An 18,493-nucleotide genomic window follows, 5' to 3' on the forward strand; every position below is an offset into this window, starting at 1 on the left:
CCCCCCCCCCCCCCCCCCCCCCCCCCCCGGTTGTTGAGATAAACGCGGTTTCCTCGTACTTCGATTACGTCGTTGGGAGTGCCGATGACGCGCTTAATAAAGGCTTGATCCCTAGGGTATCCTTGTTCTTGGAGTTGGGGTGGGGGGGTGAAGACGATGATATCGCCGAGTTGGGGGGGGTGGAGGTGGTAGGAGAGTTTTTCGATGACGACGCGATCGCCTGTTTCTAGGGTAGGATACATGGAGTCTGAGGGGATGTAGCGGGGTTCGGCGATAAAAACCCGAATGATGAGGACGAGGAATAGGGAAATGGAGATGGTTTGCAGGTTTTCTAAAAGTTGCGATCGCGCCTTTTGCGGTTGGGCTGGCAATTTCTCTTGGCCAATATCTTGATTTTCTGTGGTCATTCAGAACTCCCAAAACAGATGGTTGCTTGATTTATTTTACTGTACGAGTTTAAACTGGGTTTCTTCAAGCGAGCAAAACATACTCTAATCCCTTTCCCTATTCCCTCCTATCACATACCAATTTAAATGCACAACAGCATAACAATATTCATAAAGAATTCAAACAAACTTATGCAAAAACTGACAAGTCAAATCAACCCGTCCTTTTCGCAACATGGCCGGATCAAGTCGTTCCGTTGTATTACAAGTCATTAACACCACTAACTGCTTATTCTTATCCCCTTCAGACTCCTCTACCACACTTTGATAAAGCGTCCCATCCAGCAATCCTAAAATATGTTCGGTTTTACTACTTTGTTGGGCAATTGCACTCGACCGATCCTGTGCTAAATTATCCGCTTCATTAATAATAATACAAATCTTTTCTAAATAACTGGGGGGGACAAAATTCTCAACCGCATCATGGTCTAAAATAAAGACAACATACCCCAACGGCATTAAAATTTCTTTCGCCACTGCTTGAGTCCAAGCAGTTTTTCCTGTCCCCGGTTGACCTTGGACTAACACCGCAAGTTGGTCTTGATTTAAAATTGCTTGCTGGACTCCATCGGTAAAATCTTGAATATCTTGGGGGAAAGAACGGATGGGATATTGACTTTGCACTTGTCCCACGCGACTCTGATATCCGCTTAACATTACCGCTAAATTATAAGTCGCTTTGTTTACCAAAGGGGTCATATTTTGCGCAATTAAAGTATAACACCGTCGTCCCCGTTCATAGGCATAAATTTCTAACCAAATATCCGGTTCTGACCAATACGCATACACTGTTCCTACTACTTCTAAGCGAGGCCAAATTGAGAACCGTTCCACCGGATAATAAAAATAACGGTCGAGGTAATATTGGGTAATTAGATCGGGTTTTCCTAACAGATCAAGGATTTTAAATAGTGTGATTTCTTGTAAACGGTTGAGAACATAATCAATGGGAATACTGTTCCGATTGACCATTTGTTTCACGGGGGTTTCTACGGTGATAATTTCCCCATGTCGCTGGTCTGGGAAAGGGGGGGCAGGGGTTAAATATTCCCAATATTCATTAAATTGTTCTTGAGTCCGTTCAGAAAAAATATTTAAAATATTAGCCCACCAAGCGTAATGTTGGCGGCCTAATGCGTCGGCCACATCACTGGCGAAATCTAAGGTTTTTTGGGCAAAGTTTAAAGTATCATTGGTGGTTAAATGGAATAAGAAATCCCAATCTAATTCTCGTTCTAAGGGTCGCCATCCTGATCCTAAAAGACCTTTGTTTTGTTGGTTGCGTTCTTGGTTTTCTTTGTCGTTTCCGGGGAAGCTAAAAGTCATAGATTTTGGCAAGGTTGAAGCTATTTCAGTTCAAGGGGGTTAAGAGAGTAAGGTGAGATAGGGGGGAGGAACATGATCGACTAACCAAACCTGATTTTCTGTACAATAAAAGGGGAATCCATCATGGTATAATTGGGTAGCATTGATTTGGAAAATTGCGGGTTTGCCGTGAAGTTGTTTGCCGTGACGTTGTTTGCCGTGACGTTGTTTGCTGTGACGTTGGCCAACTTTTTTCGCAGTTATTTGATCCGAGGATAAATGAACATGATGACGGGACATTTTCCGGAGTCCCTGTTGCAGGATTTTGGGGACAAATTTTTGGCTAGTGCCGTGGTAGAGAATATCCGGGGGTTGGGTGGGAGTGAGTTGTAAATCAATGGGGATACTATGGCCTTGGTTTGCTCGAATTCTCTGGCCGGTTTGATCAAAGGAAAAGCGTTGTTTCTCATTTTCTGCCACCACTTGGGTTAACTCCTGTCGAGTTAGAGGGAAATGGTGTTTTTGGGTGGCCTGTAATAAGTTTTCCACGTCAACCCACCCCCCCTGATCTAGGGTTAATCCTAGTTTTTCTGGGTGGTGACGGAGATGATAACTTAGGTATTTGCTGATTTTAGTCCGACGTTTCACACTCAGCATCGCAGCATCTCAGCAGGGCTAGAGGCTTATTGTAGCATAGTATAATACAATTCTCGGTAGATCGGTGAGGGTAGAGGAGACTATTGGGCCTCATTATCGGGAGTAGATGCGGGGGAGGGGGGAGGGGATTGGAGAATTTCGGGATTTTCTGCGACTTCTTTTAATTTGTCTAGTTGGACTTTGAGTTCTTCGTTTTCCGGTTGCAGTTCGATCAGTTTTTCCATGGGAGCGATCGCACCTTCAAAATCCTGGCTTTGAATATGGACAGCGGTGAGAGCTTGCCACACTTGGGGGTTTTCCGGTTGCAGTTCGCTCATTGTTTCTAGGGGTGCGATCGCTTTTTCATATTGCTGCATCTGTAACCGCGCATTGATCAACCCTTGTAACGCATTTAAATTTTCCGGTTCTCGCTCTAAAACCGACTCATACCCTTCCGCTTGTTGCACCAAATCTCCAGTTGCTTCCGTTGGTTGCCTCTGCGCAGTATTCTGAGCAGTATTAGGAGAGGGACGATTATCCATCATTGATAATCCCATAAACCCCATCGAACCCAGAAAGGCCGCACCAGAAATAATAATTAGCACTCGTTGAACAGGAGAAATCGCCATAAACACCTTGGGGGTGACACTATACTAGGGTTAAGTTACCCAGATTTCTATTGTACGCGATCGCGCAAAGTTCTATGTTGTTGTCCAAACTGCCATCTTGGGTTGCCTCAACCCTCACACTCCTCATTGCCTTCACCGTTGCCATCACCCTACAAATTCCCCGTCTCAACAGCATCACAGACCCTAAAGAAACCTCCCCCCAAGCCTATAAAAGAGACGAACAACTCCAACAATTTCGCATCCAATTACTCAAACAATTTCCCACCTTTGGCTTTAAAAATCTTAAAGCCGACTGGGCAATGTTACAGTTTCTCCAATACTTCGGAGATCAACCCGCCCGACAGGTCACAGGATATGGTTTAACCCTCGACTATTTCGAGATTATCTTAAACAATGATCCGCGCTTCCTCGATGCCTATAAATTCTTATCCACCAGTGGCACAATTTACGCCGCCCAACCTGAACAAACCAACCAACTCATGGAGCAAGGCATTCAACACCTCACCCCCCAAGTTCCCCGTCATTCTTATTATGCCCTTCGTCACAAAGGCATCAATGAAATTCTCTTTTTAGGAGACAATCAAGAAGCTAAAAAAAGTTTTGAAAAAGCCGCAGAATGGGCGAAAACCTATGAGGATGAAGAAAGTCAAAGAGTTGCCCAAATGTCCCAAAATACCGCCGATTTCCTTGCCAAAAATCCCAATAGTAAATCTGCACAAGTTTCCGCTTGGGTTATGGTTTTACAGTCCGTTAAAGATGAACAAACCCAAAAAATTGCTTTAAATGAGATTCAAAAACTAGGCGGAAAAATTACCACAACTCCAGAAGGCAAAGTTAATATTCAACTTCCAAAGGAATAAGATAGCTGTTGTGCATTTAAAATAATTACTAACTCGATGCACTGGTATAAAACCGGAGTGCGAACCGCCAAAAAAGACGAGAACAAAGAAACAAACCAATCGCCAATCCGCCTCCCAATACCCAAAACCCCTCTGATCTTCCCAATAAAACCTTAGCAGGAATAGTCGTTAAAAAAGCCACCGGAATGACAAACGTAAAAAAGACCCGATACAGCGCAGGATACGCCACCATAGGAAACCGTCCCGCTTCTAATAATCCCCGTAAAACCTCCGTAACATTATAAATTTTTACAAACCAAATACTGGTTGCTCCCATCATAAACCAAAGACTATACAAAATAATAATCCCAAACAATAAAGGAATTAAAGCCAACCCATAATTTAAAAGCTCTAAATTGAGACGACTTCCCGCATAAGTAATGATCACCGTCCCAAACACCAAATCCGGAAACCCCCACGGAGAAAGCGTTCGCGCCGATAGCCAAAATTGACTACTAATGGGTTTTAATAAAATAAAATCCAGAGTCCCTTGTTGCACTTGTTCCACAATGCGATTGAGATTGGGAATTAAAAACGTAGCCGCAAACCCTTGTAATAACGTAAAAGTCCCTAACACCGTTAACGCTTCCTCCCAACTCCAATCTTGGAATTGATACCCGGTACGGTAAAACAAAAAAAGACCAAATAGACTTCCCGAAAGATTCGTCAGACTACTCAACGCGGCAATCAAGAAATTGAGTCGATATTCTAACTCGGCAGCAATGGCCGTCCCCCAGAATAAGCGTAAAACTTGCAAATAACGCACCATAGACTTAACTCACTTTCCCCGTATTTTGCGGTAATAAATGTTGAGCCGAAGCCTTATAATGAGCGTGATTTAACGCATTAACAACCGCCGCTTGGTCTTGTACCCAATAATTAGAATTAAAGCGCACAAAGCGTTTTTGAATACCCGAACCAATAGCGGCCACAACAGGAACTTTGGCACTCTCTTTGTCCCCTGAATGTTCTTGTAAAATCCCCCGTAAATTCTTCTGCCGGGTTGAATCACTGGCCTCCTCTAAGGACAACTGCACCATCACCATCTGTACCGTTTCAATGGGTTCGATATCTTCGACAATTAATTGCACTGTATCATCATCTTTACGCTCTGGTTTCCCCCATAAAATAACGCGAGAATCTTCAATTAAATAGGGTTCAAGACGTTCAAACGCACTGGGAAAAACGACTCCATCCACTTGACAAGTTAAATCTTCTATGGTAACAAAAGCCATGCGATCGCCTTTTTTAGTAGTAATCTCCCGCACCGTATTCAACATGGCAATAACACTCACTTTACTCCGTTTCCCATAATCTCTCAACTGAGATAAATTTACCGAAGCAATAATTTTTTTAGCGGGTTTAACCACATCCAACGGATGCTCAGAAATATAAAATCCTAATAACTCTTTTTCCTTCTTTAACTTCTCCTGAGTTTCAAAATCCACCACATCTGGCATTGCAGGAGCAGTATCAAACCTATTAGATTGTACCGCCGTTTCTGCCGCACCCCCCATCAAGCCGGCCTCAAAAATATTCATTTGGCCACTATCTCGATCCTTCGCTCGTTTTTGCGCCCAACTCACCACCGCATCGAGATATTCTAAAGACTGTTTCCGATTTTCATTTAACTGATCAAACGCCCCACACATAATCAGCGTTTCCAAGGTGCTTTTTTTAATCGTCCGTAAATCCACCCGACTACACACATCAGCAATAGATTCAAAGGGGCCAGACTCTCTCGCCTGTAAAATATTTTCAATTGCTCCCTCTCCTAAATTAGGAACAGCCGAAAGACCGAATAAAATTTTTCTCCCATCTGGGGTAAAATCAATCTGAGAGCGATTAATATCCGGCGGTTCAACCTCAATCCCCATGTCTTGGCATTTAGCAATATAACTCCTAACTTTATCTTTATTACTACTATTCCCCGTCAATAAGGCGGCCATATATTCAACGGGATAATTAGCTTTTAAATAGGCAGTTTGATACGTCACATAAGCGTAAGCGGTAGAGTGAGATTTATTAAAGCAATTGGAGGCAATTAACCCATTCTCCAGTAAAAAGTTATGATCTTGAGCCACCCCAATATCATAAACAGGTTGAATGCCTAAAGATTTACGACGAGTAATTTTAACCATGGTTTGTTAATAAATAAGAGAACAGGGAATTGTAATTAATTATCTATTATCCATATAAATTCATCACCTCAGTAATCCCCATACGGGATTCTACACCGAGAGAAAAAGACGAGCGATCGCCCTTTTCAAAATGCTCCGCCGCCGCACAAGCGATCATCGCCCCATTATCCGTACATAACTTTAACGGTGGGAAATGGACTTCAAAGGGATGGCCTTGGGCCGCCGCCGCTAAATGCTCCCGTAACGCACTATTAGCCGCCACACCGCCCCCAACAACCACCGTCTGTAACTGATAATCTAAAGCACATTGTACCGTCCGTTTGGTCAGCGCACGAGCCACCGTCGCCTGAAAACTGGCCGCAATATCCGCCACAGGAATCTCCCCCTCCCCTTCCAACTGCTGCACCAACCGCAAAACCGCCGTTTTCAAGCCACTAAAACTAGAATCATAGGGATGATACCCCCCCTCAGGCCGAGACACCCTCCCCTCCGGTAAAGGAAAGGCTTTCGGGTTGCCCTGTTTGGCGATTTTGTCAATGGCAGGCCCCCCAGGATAGCCCAACTTTAACAAGCGGGCCACCTTATCAAACGCCTCCCCCACCGCATCATCCCGCGTACTGCCCAACAGGGTATAATCCCCACACCCGGCCACCCGGATTAAACTGGTATGTCCGCCAGACACCAACAAACAGAGAAACGGCGGCTCTAACTCTGGGTTACTAAGATAACTGGCATAAATATGCCCCTCTAGGTGATGGACTCCCAAAAACGGCTTCTCATACAGCATCGCCAAGGTTTTCGCCGCCGTTGTCCCCACCAACAACGCCCCCACTAAACCAGGGGTACAAGTCGCCGCAATACCGTCAATCTCCGCCCAAGTTAACTGGGCTTCCTCTAACGCTTGAGTCACACATACATTAATTGCCTCTAAATGATGCCGAGAGGCAATTTCTGGCACAACCCCCCCATAACGTTGATGAATGGGGATTTGTGAAGCGACAACATTACTGAGAATGTTACGATTTTTTACAATTGCAACGGCGGTTTCATCACAACTGGTTTCAACTGCTAAAATTATAGCCATTTTTCCGTCTCAGGTTTCTCAAAGAATCTTTAAAAACTGTAATATTTCTTCACGTTTCCGGCAAAAATCATCCCTTTGCTTTCACTTTTTGTAACTTATTCTTTACGGGATTGACCTGTCAGAGTAAGATTGCATCATTGTAAGACTTATGGACAAAACCATGTAATCCGCGTTGGGTTGCCCCATAGGGGAGAACGGCTCAAGGGAACTGTAGGGCATACAGAAACCCAGACTCTCCCAATGCCTTGAGATTCCCGCCTTGAGATTTGCTCCGACATCATTTTTAGGGGGTGGGAGAAATCTGTCAAAAGGCGATTGTTCATAAGTTGTACACCCCTTATTGTATAAAAGATCAGTTGGCAGTTTTAGACCCGCTAACTTGATTTGTCCAAATCCAGAGATTGACTTGTAACAAAAGGTAACATTCACTTATGCGTAAAATACTGGCTCTGCTCTTAGTCTTTACGTTGTGGTTCAACTTTGCCCCCACAGCGTCGGCTGATGAATACGGACTTGTCCCTTGCAGTGAGTCTGCGGCCTATCAACAACGGGCGAAAAACTTCCGGGACACCACCGCCGATCCCCAATCTGGCGAAAAGCGGGCAGATCGTTATTCTGAAGCCCTTTGTGGTCCAGAGGGATTACCCCACTTAATCGTCGATGGACGGTTAAGCCACGCGGGAGATTTCATCATTCCTAGCATTTTATTCCTGTACATTGCGGGTTGGATCGGCTGGGTTGGCCGGGCTTACCTGATTTCCATCCGCGATGAGAAAAACCCCGAAGACAAAGAAATTATTCTCGATGTTCCCCGGGCTTTTAAATTCATGGTTGGTGGTTTCCTCTGGCCCTTGGCTGCGGTGAAAGAATTCCTCTCTGGGGAATTAACCGCCCAAGAAACCGAAATTCCCATTTCTCCCCGCTAACTGGGGGCTTTATTCCACAGCGTCGCACCTTCTTAGGTTAGCGTCGCTGCTTCACAATTAGTCACATCACAACATTGGAGAGCTAAACAATGAACCGTTTTCTGTCAAGCGCACCTTTTTTAATTACCGCTTTGTTGGTATTCACGGCTGGACTCTTAATCGAATTTAACCGTTTCTTCCCCGATCTCCTCTTTCACCCCATGCAGTAAGAGGAACTTTGGGAAGTTCTCTTAGAAAACGCAACAATTCTGGCATTCCCATATAAACTAGGAAAAAGAGTGTTGTTGCTAACTCGCAGTTCCGCTCAGGATTGCGGGTTTTTTATTTTTTGTTTGTGGTCTATTTCGCGTTAAATCACGGCTAAAGTGGGATTTCAAGGAGAAATCGCCGCCCTTGCAGGGGCATTCCTCTGGACTGTGGCGGCGGTTATTTTTGGCCAAGCGGGCGTAACCCTGTCGGCCTTAGTCTTAAATTGGCTCAAGGGAGTCATTGCCATTGTTTTATTAGGGGGGACTATCCTCGCCACCCAGTCCCCCATTCCCCCCTTTGATCCTCTCCCGATTAGCTTTTTAGCGGCGAGTGGGGCGATTAGTATTGGGGTGGGAGATACGGCGTATTTGGCCTGTCTCAAGGAATTAGGCCCCCGACGAGCGTTATTATTAGAAACCCTTGCCCCTCCCCTGTCAGGGATTTTGGCGTTTTTGGTCTTAGGGGAAAAACTCTCTGGCCTCGCTTGGTTAGGTATCGTGTTAACCCTGTTGGGAGTCGCTTGGGTGATCAGCGAGCGATCGCACAACCCCATCACCGGCCAAAATAACCTCAAACTCGGACTCCTCTGGGCCATTATCGCCGAAGTTGGGCAAGCCACCGGGGCCGTCCTCTCCCGTGCGGCCTTAGTCAACTCCGACATTATCCCCCTCTGGAGTACCTTATTTCGCTTACTAGGGGGGACTCTTTTGGCCAGTCTTTGGTTATGGGCAACTCATCGAGAGCAACCCATCTTCACCTGTACCCGTCGTCAATTGTGGGCTATTGGCTTTGCGGCCTTCGTCGGGACTTATTTGGGCATTTGGTTACAACAAACTGCCTTTAAACACTCCCCCACAGGTATTGCCCAAACCCTCTTAGCCACCAGTCCCCTATTTGTGCTACCTTTCGCCCTCTATCTTGGTGAAACCGTCAGTATTCGAGCCATTTTGGGCGTTATCCTCGCCTTAATCGGCATTAGTTTACTATTCGGTGTTCCAGTTTAGTGGAGTTAATAGGTGAGTCTTTTTTCGCGCTCAGACAAATTACAAAATATCAAGAAATCTGGAAAAGTGCTAATTCAAATTCCAGAGCGTGAAAACCCGAAACGGAGCGCAAACGACCCAAGGGAAACACTGGTCAGACCCGCCTTTCAGATGGCTCTCATTCTCTCATTGCCTTGGGGGAGTCTCTGTACCTCCGCCGCTACTCTCACTTTTCCTAGGGAAGTGGAAAATCGTGTATTTCGAGAAAAACTGTACATTGGCCTCCGGACATTGAAAGAAAGTGAGATATCCTAGAAAGTAGTGAGGCTCAGACATTTTCTCCCTAGCCTCTCCTACTTGTTTCATTGATTTCGTAGAATTTGTTAGATTGGGTTCAATCTTGCAAATGTCCCTTTGCATAACGCTACATCGGTGGCCTTGAATGAGTTACTGTCTCAATCCCTCCTGTAAGAAACCTAAAAACCCCGATAATCTCGAGGTCTGTGCTGCTTGTGGTTCTCCTTTGAAGATGCGCGATCGCTACCTCGGAGTCAAGTCTCTTGGCCGTGGTGGCTTCGGCACAACTTTTTTGGCGCAAGATATGCAGCTACCAGGAAATCCCCTGTGTGTCATTAAACAACTACGGCCTTCAACCAATGACCCGCAAATTTTTCAGATGGCTAAAGAGCTATTTGAACGGGAAGCGGAAACCTTGGGTAAAATCGGCAATCATCCCCAAGTCCCCCGTCTCCTCGACTATTTTGAATACAACAAAGATTTTTATCTGGTTCAAGAATATGTAAAAGGTCATAACCTCCAACAAGAAGTCAAACAAAACGGGCCATTGAGTGAAGCGGGAGTGCGGCAATTTTTACAAGAAATTTTGCCCATGTTGGACTACATCCACACCCAACAAGTGATTCACCGGGATATTAAACCCGCCAACTTAATTCGCCGAGAACAGGATAAAAAGTTGGTTCTCATTGACTTTGGGGCGGTGAAAAATAAGGTCAATCCTCAGGCCGCCGCCAATACCTCCGATCAAACTGCCTTGACTTCCTTTGCCATCGGGACTCCAGGCTTTGCCCCTCCCGAACAAATGGCCCTGCGTCCTGTTTATGCCAGTGATGTTTATGCCTTGGGAGTGACTTGTATTTATTTAATGACCGCAAAATCCCCCAAAGACCTGCAATACAACCAGAAAACCGGGGAAATGATGTGGCGGCAAGAGGTGGATATTTCGGAAAACTTCGCCAAAGTCCTCTATAAAATGCTGGATGTCTCGGTCCGTCACCGTTACCAGTCAGCACGGGATGTCCTCAATGCCTTGGATATGGAACCTTATATGGACAGTCTTGCCCAAAGCATGATCGCGCCGACGGGGGGCAATGCAGAGCCCGAACCCGAACCGGAAGAACCCCCCGATTCTCAACCGTCTTCGGCAACACAACGGTTGGCTATGGCGATTCGGGCCAAGCGCGATCGCAATAAGGGTCATAAAGCCGGACGGCTTGGGGGCAGTTTAAACCGGATGTCCAACCGTTTACCCAATTCAGGCCGGGGAATGCAAACCTCTGGACGACCTGTGCCAGGGAAAAAGAAAGTTTCTCGCTTAGATGCGAAAACGGTTTTAGACTCCTATCGCAAGGGAAGACGGGATTTTGCCCAACAAGTGTTAAGTACCTTAAATTTACAAGAAGCACAGTTGGCCGGGGGCATCTTTCACCAGTCCAAGCTACGACGCACCAATTTACAAGGGGCGAATTTAGAAGGGGCTGATTTTGGCCGGGCCAGTTTGGCTGAGGCCGTGTTACGGGATGCGAATTTAGGCCGGGCTTATCTTTCTGGGGCCGACTTAGAGGGGGCGGACTTACGTGGGGCTGACTTGAGTCATGCCAATTTAACCCGGGCTAATTTAAAAAATGCCAATCTCTGTGGGGCTAATTTAAAAGGGGCGAAGGTGAAAGAGGAACAGTTATCCTTGGCTAAAACTAACTGGTTCACGGTGTTACCCCAAGGCCGGAAAGGCTTGTGGTGATCAATGAATTTTATACCAATCAAACGGATTTCTGATTAGCGAAGAACAGGGGATTATTTCTTGTCCTACCCCCCTCTGAATTCAATAAGATAGATTAGATGAGGAGTCATTTGCTTTCGTGGAAAAGCGGGGTGAATTGGCTTGCTCGTGTTCTTCTCTATCTCCTGACTCTAGGCTTGTGCAGACTCCGAAAGCGCAAAAGATTGATCTTACGCAAGAGTATCCCTGTCCCTGTCGGCGTAAAGGGACACTGAAACCGATTATGCTGACAGATGCCTTTGGTTGCGATCGCTGCCAACAGATTTTTGTCGTCTCTGACAATCGACAGTCCATTGAACAACTTTCTACAGTCTATCCCTATAAGCGAGCATGGCGTTGGACTGGACATCGTTGGGTATTATTGCAGTCTCGCTTCAGTGAAAGCTATTTTCCGGTTTTTAGCACCTTGGTGATGTTAGTCTTAATTGGGGTTTTACTGGCCGTGCGATCGCCCACTGGCTTCACCCTACTCCTATTTGTCATTCTAGTGATACTGTTGGTTATAATTCCTGCTGTCCTGTTTTGGCTGTCGTATCGCCGTTAGCAATGATGACCCAAAACCCTGAAACGTCTCCCTCTGCTGTTGTTCCCTTGGTACAACGCGCTGATCAAGCGTCTCTGATTCTGGCTCAAACTATTGGCAAAGAACGGAGTCGTGGGTTAAGCGCGATCGCACGAGGGCTAAAAGACGCACAATCTGATATTCTCGAAGCCAATACCCTCGACTTAGAAACCAGTCGAGATATGGCGATTCCCAGTATTATCCAAGACTGGTTACGACTGACTCCCGAACGCATCCAACAAGCAGCACGACTGTTAGAACAACTGGGAGAACAATCAGACCCCATTTTACAGATGCGAAACGCCCCCTACCCCATGGAGACTTCCCAAACCTATTGTCAGTTAATGCCCTTGGGAGTAGTCGCCTTTATTTATGAAGCATTTCCCGAACTGGCGGCCATTGCGGCAGGGTTTTGTTGGAAGGCAGGGAATTCTGTGGTGTTGCGGGGGAGTGGCAATGCCAGTCACACCAACGGCATCATTGCTCAAGTGTTACAGAATGCGGTGGAAGATAGTGGCCTACCCCCTGGCAGTGTGGAAGTGATTTCGGCTGAACAGGGGATTTCGATTCAAAATTTAGTCACCCAAGATCAATATCTCAATTTAGTTATTCCCTACGGACGCAATAGTTTAGTCCAACAGGTGAGTCAACTTTCCACAACTCCGGTGTTGCGGGCAGCCATTGGTAATTGTTATTTATACTGTTCTCCCAGTGGGGATGTGGACTTATTACGTTGGATGTTGATAGATAGTCATGCCAGTGAACCTGATCCTGTGAATGCCATTGAGAAGGTGTTAATTAATCGCAATTCTAAATATTCTTCTCTCCCCCGTTTGTTTACCAGTCTCAAGGAAAAGGGCTTTGAATTGCGAGGCGATCAGGAGTTGGTGGAGAATTTCCCCGATGAATTAAAGTTAGCGAAGGACAATGAGTGGGGGAATGCCTATTTAAAGAAAATTGTGGCGTTTAAGGTGGTGGCGGATATTGGTGAGGCGATTAGTTGGATTAATCGCTATAGTAGTGGCCATGCCGATTGTCTGGTGACGGAATCCTATGGGGAAAGTCGCCAATTTGCCCAGGGGATTAATAGTGCTTTGATTTATATTAATTTTTCGCCTCGGTTTTCCCGCAATCCTAAGCGAGGGGATGCGGTCTTTTTAGGGATATCCAACCAAAAAGGACAACGACGGGGGTTAATTAGTTTAGAGAGTCTCACCACTATTAAGCAAGTGGTACAGGGGACTGGGTATTAAGGACAATTGAATGATTTACGATGAAGTGAGAATGTTTTTATTTCTGTCTAAACTGCTTCCCCTGTTTGTGTATCCGTTGGGTTTGTCTTGTATTTTGTTGTTAGTGGCGTTGGGGTTGGCGTGGAAACAGTCCCGTTGGTTTCCTGTGCCAATTGCGATCGCATTTTTACTCCTCGTTGTGGCCTCCCATCCACGCCTCAGCGACTTGTTAGTGCGCTCCTTGGAATGGCGTTATGTCCCCACCCAAGAAATTCCCGACGCGGATGCCATTGTGGTGTTAGGGGGATGTATTAAACCCGCCACCTATCCCCGGCCTATGATTGATATTACCGAAAAAGGCGATCGCATCCTCTACGCTGCCAAACTCTACCACGACGGCAAAGCCCCAGTCATTCTTGTCACTGGAGGCCGCATTCAATGGGGATATAAACAACTTCCCCCAGAGTCGGAAGACATGGCCACCCTGTTACATTTACTCGATGTCCCCGACTCCGATATTTTACAAGAAACTCGCTCCCTCAACACTTACCAAAACGCTATTTATAGCAAGAAAATCTTACAGCGAGAAAACCTCAAGCGGATTATTTTAGTCACGTCTGCCCTTCATATGCCCCGCTCTTACATGATCTTTCAAAAGCAAGGCATTGAAGCCATCCCCGCCCCCACTGACTTCCTCACCACTCGTTCCCTTGATGCCTCTCCCCAACCCAGTTTAAAGACTTTTTTATTAAATTTAATTCCCGATGTTGCAATTTTATCCAGCACCACAGAAGCGATGAAAGAATATATCGGGATTGTGGTTTATTGGTTACGAGGGTGGCTTTAGGGATAGTTGATCATTGATAGTTGATCATTGATAGTTGACGGTTGAACCACAAAGACACAAAGGACACAAAGGGGAGATGGGGAAAACAAAAATATCTTATTCCCGATTCCCGATTCCCGATTCCCGATTCCCGATTCCCGATTCCCGATTCCCGATTCCCTGTTCCCTGTTCCTTTTGTCACAAAGAACAAACAACAAAGAACAAATAACCAACAACAAACAACCAACAACAAACTGAATTAATTTAAAAAAACAATTTGCATAAAAGGCTCTGAAGGATCAAGCCATTCGTGGAAAGAAACGCCCACCGCAAAACCGCCTAAACTCACTAAACAGAGGATGCCAAAAGACTGCCATTCCCCACAGTCCGCCCCTTGTAACTCTAAACGAGCTAATGCTCCGGCGGCTAATAAGACAACAAAACGGACAAAATGATGAATCCACGTAATGAATACAACTGCCGCAAAAGCTAACAAAATGACCGAGAGAAAAGCGCGAGAATCGGATTGAATTAAACTGGTAAATAGACTGCGGATTAAACTACTCGGTGCGGTGAAGATTAACGCTAAGAGAATAATTAAACAAGCGGCTAACGTCCAGAGCATCCAACGGGATAGGAGAAGCATGAGCCATGAATTCTCACTGGGTTCTCCGGTTAAATGGTAGAGACACTCTAACCATTCTGGGGTGGCAATGGAAATGAGCCAACCAAAGACACTATAAATCAAAAATAAAATACTGAGGGAGAGGATGGGAACTTTGTGAAAAAGAGACACAATCGGTTTTGTCACTTCTTATGGGTTGTGTTTCCGTCTGGGTGACGACTCACGGGGAAGGGGGCAACAGTATTGATTGTATCCCACTATTACACTCCAATCCTCGTCCCCTCAGAATCTCAAACTGGGGTTAAACTATTTCAAACTGGGGTTAAACTTAGGACATGGCTTGGATAATATAGTCGAAGTAGGGAGCCGCTTCTTGGGCTTCCTCTGCCGAGAGTAAGCCTAAAGAGGCTTCCTTGAGACAGCGAATGGCTTCTACCATGCCAGGCACAGGAACATCTAGAGCATTGTACATTTCCCGCACACCGACTAAACCAATGCGTTCAATGGGTCCTTTGTCTCCGGCTAAGACTCCGTAGGTAATTAACCGTAAATACCACCCGTAGTCCCGTAAACAGAGGTTACGTTCCCGTTGTCCGTAGGCGTTTCCTCCGGGGGAAATGAAGTCGGGCCGTCTTTTCCAGAGTTCTTTGCTGGCTTTCTCAACGATTTTATCTTCGTTTTCTGCTAAGGTTTCAGCAATCCGCATCCGGATTTCTCCGGTTTTCAGGAATTCGTTGATGCTTTTTAACTCTCCGCTACTCGGATAACGGAGTTCATCATCAGCTTTGAGAATGACTTGGCTAACTACGCTCATACTATTTGAGAAATTAATTATCTTTTGCTTAGTTTACCGATTCGGTGGGCCACAAAGAAAGTGGATTTAGAATGGGGGCTTGCTGAATGGCTCACCCCGTTTATAATGATTATCCCCCTTTTGTGACTAACGAAACACTGTTGATTTGAGCCGGATAGTATCCATGATAAAGGAGAATGGACCCCTTCTTTGGCAACAAGGAAGTTTAATTGAGTTGACCATTGAGGATTTGAGCGATCGCGGCGATGGAGTGGGACGCTACCAAAACCGGGTGGTGTTTGTGCCGGATACGGTAATGGGCGATCGCGTATTGGTCCGTCTTCTGCGCGTTAAGCGACAATATGCCCAAGGCAAAGTCCAAGAAGTTTTAGACCCCTCCCCCCACCGTATTCGGCCTCGGTGTATTGTGGCGGATAAATGTGGGGGATGTCAGTGGCAGCATATTAGCGATCGCACTCAACAAACCGCCAAAGAAAATTTACTCCGCCAAATCCTCCAGCGCATTGGCGGGTTTACCGATCCCCCCCTCGCCCCCATTTTAACGGGTGAGTCTGCCCTCTCTTACCGCAACAAGGCCACCTATCCCTTGGCCTATGGCCAACAGGGCCAAGTGAATGCCGGATATTACCGCAAGGGAACCCATCAACTGGTGAATCTCAACCAATGTCCCGTGCAAGATGAACGGTTAAATCCTTTGTTGGCTGAAGTCAAACAAGATATTCAACAACAAGGGTGGTCAATTTATCAGGAAAAAAGCCAACAAGGCCAACTCCGTCATTTATCGTTACGCATCGGTCGTCGGACCGGAGAAATCTTATTAACCCTTGTTTCCGTTGATCCCCATCTCTGCAATCTACAAACACAAGCCGAGGCATGGATGCAAAGATATCCCCATTTAGTGGGGGTTTGTTTAAATATAAATCCCCGACGAGGAAATGTTATTTTTGGGGAGGAAACCCACAGGATTGCCGGACAACCGTATTTAGAGGAAAAGTTTGGGGGATTAACCCTACAGTTACGCCCCGAAACCTTTTTTCAAGTGAATACTGAAGGGGCGGAACAATTATTAGGAAAAATACAAGAAAGTCTCAATTTACAGGGAACAGAGACCCTGCTAGATGCCTATTGTGGCATTGGGACATTTACCTTACCCTTAGCTCAAAAAGTGCAAAAAGCGATAGGGATTGAAGTGCAACCCGCCTCCATTGAACAAGCCAAAAATAATGCCCAACTCAATCAAATTGCTAACGTAGAATTTTATGCAGAAACCGTGGAACAATGGCTACCTCGTTGGCAGGTGATCCCCGATCTGGTGTTGCTTGATCCCCCCCGGAAAGGGTGCGATCGCAGCGTCCTAGAAACCCTCTTAAACCGCCGTCCGCCGCGCCTTGTGTACGTTAGCTGTAAACCTGCCACCCTCGCCCGTGATCTCAAAATACTCTGTGACTCAGGAGTCTATCAACTCCAAGCCCTCCAACCTGCCGACTTCTTCCCCCAAACCCCCCATGTTGAATGTGTTGCCTTCCTCAATTTAACGCATAGATAGTTTTTTTTGCCCTACAGAGCATAATAAAAACAATTTGTCAATGGGTAAAAACTGGTAACTTTCGACTAAAATTTGATATAATGTAATTGCCAACAAGTTCACGACAATCCCAAGTCACTTGAGCTAAGTTAACAAGCTAAGTTAACAAGCTAAGTTAACAAGCTAAGTTAACAAGCTAAGTTAACAAGCTAAGTTAACAAGCTAAGTTAACAAGCTAAGTTAACAAGCTAAGTTAACAAGCTAAGTTAACAAGCTAAGTTAATAAGCTAAGTTAATTCAGTCCAGTGAATAAACCCCGTGAACTGAATCGAGTAAGCAGAACAATGAGGCTGGTCTTGAACAAGACAAGAATTGAGAAGTAATTACTTTTAAGCAGTAATTGCCTTCACAGAGGGAAAGATAGTTTGGTCTTTTAGCAAAGAACTTGACGTTTAGCGAGTTCTTCCTCAAAAATGATCAATAAGTAAGTTAACACAAATTCAGTTAACACCAACTCAAGCCCCTGCCTCTCTTAGTCTGTAAAACCAGAAAGGATTTTTATTATCAGGTATTTTACTCAAGTATTTAACCATGACTTAATAGTGCAAGCCTTAACCGTGCAACTGTGCAGCCTTCATCCGATAGCCTGGCTTAGTCAGGAGATCGTAACCCACCCGGCATCCGTCTGTCGCGGAATTAGTCGCGGAATTTATCAACCGTATTGCAACAAGATGAGCTAGAGGTAACTGGTGTGATTTCTATCTCACTGCCAACTCGGAAACGTCAATGGGAAACAATGAGCTTCGCTTCCACGCTCTACCTATGTCCCATCCTAGATTTATTACTGGCAAAAATTCCCTCGGAAGTTCAAGCAGAACTACGCTTAGGCTTACAAGAAGCCTTAGTGAACGCTGCGAAACATGGGAATCGACTTGATCCTAGCAAACAAGTCTCCGTCAAATTTTCGGTGAGTCGGGGGACTTATTCTTGGGTCATTTCCGACCAAGGAACGGGATTTAGTCCCAACTGTGATTGTCACACAGGGGCAGAAGACTTGCTGCCCGAAGACTTCTCTGAAAATGGGCGTGGGTTATGTATCCTACACCAAATTTTTGATCAAGTTCACTGGAATCGAGAAGGAACCCAACTCAAGTTAAGCAAACAAGTGAAGCGTCAACGGGCTTTACGCCATTGACGCGGGTTGAGAGTTTGCCGACGGGGTTAGGAGTTTTTCGCCTGTTTCTTGCCGTGAGTCGGGCAAGGGGGCGCGGAAATCGAACGGTCTAACCAGCCAACCGCCTGTTGTAGGTGGGCTAATGCCTCCTCGGGGTGGTCTTGGAGGAGAAAGACTAGGCCCGCGATCGCATCTTGGCTTGCTTGGGCTTGACGATTCGCCTTGAGGCGATGCCAGTCATTAGGCGCGATCGCCAGACGACCCGCCAAAGCCTGAGCCAACTCCAGCGTCGTAACCTCTTGTAATTGTTCCGTTTGGGGAGAAGAAAGTTGAACCATAGTGTAAATAGAGACCAATTA

20 protein-coding genes are annotated in these 18,493 nt (G+C 45.8%); 10 read left to right on the top strand and 10 right to left on the bottom strand.

Annotated features, from left to right (window positions below; translation table 11 throughout):
• The 4 genes from lepB to PN462_RS10380 form a co-directional block, all read right to left on the bottom strand.
• A partial coding sequence (gene lepB, locus PN462_RS10365; RefSeq protein ID WP_272128098.1) for a signal peptidase I occupies positions 1 to 407 on the bottom strand: 407 nt, incomplete at its 3' end.
• Positions 408 to 566: 159 nt separating this feature from the next.
• Complete coding sequence (locus tag PN462_RS10370) at positions 567 to 1,772, bottom strand: AAA family ATPase (protein ID WP_272128100.1); 1,206 nt, start codon at positions 1,770 to 1,772, stop codon at positions 567 to 569.
• A 39-nt stretch (positions 1,773 to 1,811) separates the two neighbouring features.
• Positions 1,812 to 2,405, bottom strand: a complete 594-nt coding sequence (locus PN462_RS10375) for an RNA 2'-phosphotransferase (RefSeq protein ID WP_443029140.1) — start codon at positions 2,403 to 2,405, stop codon at positions 1,812 to 1,814.
• Between the two features lie 83 nt (positions 2,406 to 2,488).
• Entirely contained in the window at positions 2,489 to 3,016 is a 528-nt protein-coding gene (locus tag PN462_RS10380) for a tetratricopeptide repeat protein (RefSeq protein WP_272128102.1), read from the bottom strand.
• Positions 3,017 to 3,090: 74 nt separating this feature from the next.
• Here PN462_RS10380 and PN462_RS10385 point away from each other — a divergent pair, with 74 nt between their 5' ends.
• Positions 3,091 to 3,876, top strand: a complete 786-nt coding sequence (locus PN462_RS10385) for a hypothetical protein (protein WP_272128103.1) — start codon at positions 3,091 to 3,093, stop codon at positions 3,874 to 3,876.
• Between the two features lie 28 nt (positions 3,877 to 3,904).
• On the opposite strand, the gene PN462_RS10390 is transcribed toward PN462_RS10385, so the two are convergent.
• Genes PN462_RS10390 through tsaD form a run of 3 tightly spaced genes read right to left on the bottom strand, consistent with a single transcriptional unit; the run spans position 3,905 to position 7,140 of the window.
• Positions 3,905 to 4,684, bottom strand: coding sequence for an ABC transporter permease (locus PN462_RS10390; RefSeq protein ID WP_272128104.1), 780 nt, complete (start codon positions 4,682 to 4,684; stop codon positions 3,905 to 3,907).
• Between the two features lie 4 nt (positions 4,685 to 4,688).
• The gene (locus PN462_RS10395; RefSeq protein ID WP_272128105.1) at positions 4,689 to 6,056 is read right to left on the bottom strand and encodes a helix-hairpin-helix domain-containing protein; all 1,368 of its coding nucleotides are present in this window, start codon (positions 6,054 to 6,056) and stop codon (positions 4,689 to 4,691) included.
• Between the two features lie 46 nt (positions 6,057 to 6,102).
• The gene (tsaD, locus tag PN462_RS10400; RefSeq protein WP_272128106.1) at positions 6,103 to 7,140 is read right to left on the bottom strand and encodes a tRNA (adenosine(37)-N6)-threonylcarbamoyltransferase complex transferase subunit TsaD; all 1,038 of its coding nucleotides are present in this window, start codon (positions 7,138 to 7,140) and stop codon (positions 6,103 to 6,105) included.
• Between the two features lie 431 nt (positions 7,141 to 7,571).
• Here tsaD and PN462_RS10405 point away from each other — a divergent pair, with 431 nt between their 5' ends.
• The 7 genes from PN462_RS10405 to PN462_RS10435 all read left to right on the top strand — a co-directional run bounded on the left by PN462_RS10405 (position 7,572) and on the right by PN462_RS10435 (position 14,016).
• Entirely contained in the window at positions 7,572 to 8,066 is a 495-nt protein-coding gene (locus tag PN462_RS10405) for a Photosystem I reaction center subunit III (protein WP_272128108.1), read from the top strand.
• Positions 8,067 to 8,155: 89 nt separating this feature from the next.
• On the top strand, positions 8,156 to 8,275 hold the full coding sequence (psaJ, locus tag PN462_RS10410) for a photosystem I reaction center subunit IX (protein WP_272128109.1): 120 nt from the start codon (positions 8,156 to 8,158) through the stop codon (positions 8,273 to 8,275).
• A 156-nt stretch (positions 8,276 to 8,431) separates the two neighbouring features.
• Positions 8,432 to 9,319, top strand: a complete 888-nt coding sequence (locus tag PN462_RS10415; protein ID WP_272128111.1) for a DMT family transporter — start codon at positions 8,432 to 8,434, stop codon at positions 9,317 to 9,319.
• 421 nt (positions 9,320 to 9,740) lie between these two features.
• Complete coding sequence (locus PN462_RS10420; protein ID WP_272128112.1) at positions 9,741 to 11,336, top strand: serine/threonine-protein kinase; 1,596 nt, start codon at positions 9,741 to 9,743, stop codon at positions 11,334 to 11,336.
• A gap of 178 nt (positions 11,337 to 11,514) precedes the next feature.
• Entirely contained in the window at positions 11,515 to 11,919 is a 405-nt protein-coding gene (locus PN462_RS10425; protein ID WP_272128113.1) for a hypothetical protein, read from the top strand.
• Between the two features lie 5 nt (positions 11,920 to 11,924).
• A complete protein-coding gene (locus PN462_RS10430) occupies positions 11,925 to 13,190 on the top strand; it encodes a glutamate-5-semialdehyde dehydrogenase (RefSeq protein WP_443029141.1) in 1,266 nt (421 codons plus the stop codon).
• Positions 13,191 to 13,221: 31 nt separating this feature from the next.
• Positions 13,222 to 14,016, top strand: a complete 795-nt coding sequence (locus PN462_RS10435) for a YdcF family protein (RefSeq protein ID WP_272128115.1) — start codon at positions 13,222 to 13,224, stop codon at positions 14,014 to 14,016.
• 239 nt (positions 14,017 to 14,255) lie between these two features.
• On the opposite strand, the gene PN462_RS10440 is transcribed toward PN462_RS10435, so the two are convergent.
• Together PN462_RS10440 and PN462_RS10445 are read right to left on the bottom strand one after the other, a co-directional pair.
• On the bottom strand, positions 14,256 to 14,807 hold the full coding sequence (locus tag PN462_RS10440; protein WP_272128117.1) for a hypothetical protein: 552 nt from the start codon (positions 14,805 to 14,807) through the stop codon (positions 14,256 to 14,258).
• Positions 14,808 to 14,949: 142 nt separating this feature from the next.
• Positions 14,950 to 15,435 carry an allophycocyanin subunit alpha-B gene (locus PN462_RS10445; protein ID WP_272128119.1) on the bottom strand — a complete coding sequence of 162 codons (486 nt, stop codon included), beginning with the start codon at positions 15,433 to 15,435 and terminating at the stop codon, positions 14,950 to 14,952.
• A gap of 163 nt (positions 15,436 to 15,598) precedes the next feature.
• On the opposite strand from PN462_RS10445, the gene rlmD reads away from it, so the two are divergent.
• Both rlmD and PN462_RS10455 read left to right on the top strand, forming a co-directional pair.
• Positions 15,599 to 16,981, top strand: coding sequence for a 23S rRNA (uracil(1939)-C(5))-methyltransferase RlmD (gene rlmD / locus PN462_RS10450; RefSeq protein WP_272128121.1), 1,383 nt, complete (start codon positions 15,599 to 15,601; stop codon positions 16,979 to 16,981).
• Between the two features lie 730 nt (positions 16,982 to 17,711).
• Positions 17,712 to 18,155 carry an ATP-binding protein gene (locus PN462_RS10455; protein WP_443029139.1) on the top strand — a complete coding sequence of 148 codons (444 nt, stop codon included), beginning with the start codon at positions 17,712 to 17,714 and terminating at the stop codon, positions 18,153 to 18,155.
• Between the two features lie 26 nt (positions 18,156 to 18,181).
• Here PN462_RS10455 and PN462_RS10460 read toward each other — a convergent pair whose 3' ends face one another.
• Positions 18,182 to 18,472 (bottom strand): DUF6439 family protein, encoded by a 291-nt coding sequence (locus tag PN462_RS10460; RefSeq protein WP_272128124.1) that lies wholly within the window; start codon positions 18,470 to 18,472, stop codon positions 18,182 to 18,184.
• Positions 18,473 to 18,493 lie beyond the last annotated feature (21 nt).

Origin of the sequence: Spirulina sp. CS-785/01 (genome assembly GCF_028330525.1) — a bacterium.
Taxonomy (GTDB): Bacteria; Cyanobacteriota; Cyanobacteriia; order Cyanobacteriales; family Spirulinaceae; genus JAQMSD01.

Bases quoted from the DNA above. Each gene is read 5' to 3' on its own strand.
- PN462_RS10370 (WP_272128100.1), bottom strand. From the start codon at position 1,772: ATGACTTTTAGCTTCCCCGGAAACGACAAAGAAAACCAAGAACGCAAC.
- PN462_RS10380 (WP_272128102.1), bottom strand. From the start codon at position 3,016: ATGGCGATTTCTCCTGTTCAACGAGTGCTAATTATTATTTCTGGTGCG.
- PN462_RS10385 (WP_272128103.1), top strand. From the start codon at position 3,091: ATGTTGTTGTCCAAACTGCCATCTTGGGTTGCCTCAACCCTCACACTC.
- PN462_RS10390 (WP_272128104.1), bottom strand. From the start codon at position 4,684: ATGGTGCGTTATTTGCAAGTTTTACGCTTATTCTGGGGGACGGCCATT.
- PN462_RS10395 (WP_272128105.1), bottom strand. From the start codon at position 6,056: ATGGTTAAAATTACTCGTCGTAAATCTTTAGGCATTCAACCTGTTTAT.
- tsaD (WP_272128106.1), bottom strand. From the start codon at position 7,140: ATGGCTATAATTTTAGCAGTTGAAACCAGTTGTGATGAAACCGCCGTT.
- PN462_RS10405 (WP_272128108.1), top strand. From the start codon at position 7,572: ATGCGTAAAATACTGGCTCTGCTCTTAGTCTTTACGTTGTGGTTCAAC.
- psaJ (WP_272128109.1), top strand. From the start codon at position 8,156: ATGAACCGTTTTCTGTCAAGCGCACCTTTTTTAATTACCGCTTTGTTG.
- PN462_RS10420 (WP_272128112.1), top strand. From the start codon at position 9,741: ATGAGTTACTGTCTCAATCCCTCCTGTAAGAAACCTAAAAACCCCGAT.
- PN462_RS10430 (WP_443029141.1), top strand. From the start codon at position 11,925: ATGACCCAAAACCCTGAAACGTCTCCCTCTGCTGTTGTTCCCTTGGTA.
- PN462_RS10435 (WP_272128115.1), top strand. From the start codon at position 13,222: ATGTTTTTATTTCTGTCTAAACTGCTTCCCCTGTTTGTGTATCCGTTG.
- PN462_RS10445 (WP_272128119.1), bottom strand. From the start codon at position 15,435: ATGAGCGTAGTTAGCCAAGTCATTCTCAAAGCTGATGATGAACTCCGT.
- rlmD (WP_272128121.1), top strand. From the start codon at position 15,599: ATGATAAAGGAGAATGGACCCCTTCTTTGGCAACAAGGAAGTTTAATT.
- PN462_RS10460 (WP_272128124.1), bottom strand. From the start codon at position 18,472: ATGGTTCAACTTTCTTCTCCCCAAACGGAACAATTACAAGAGGTTACG.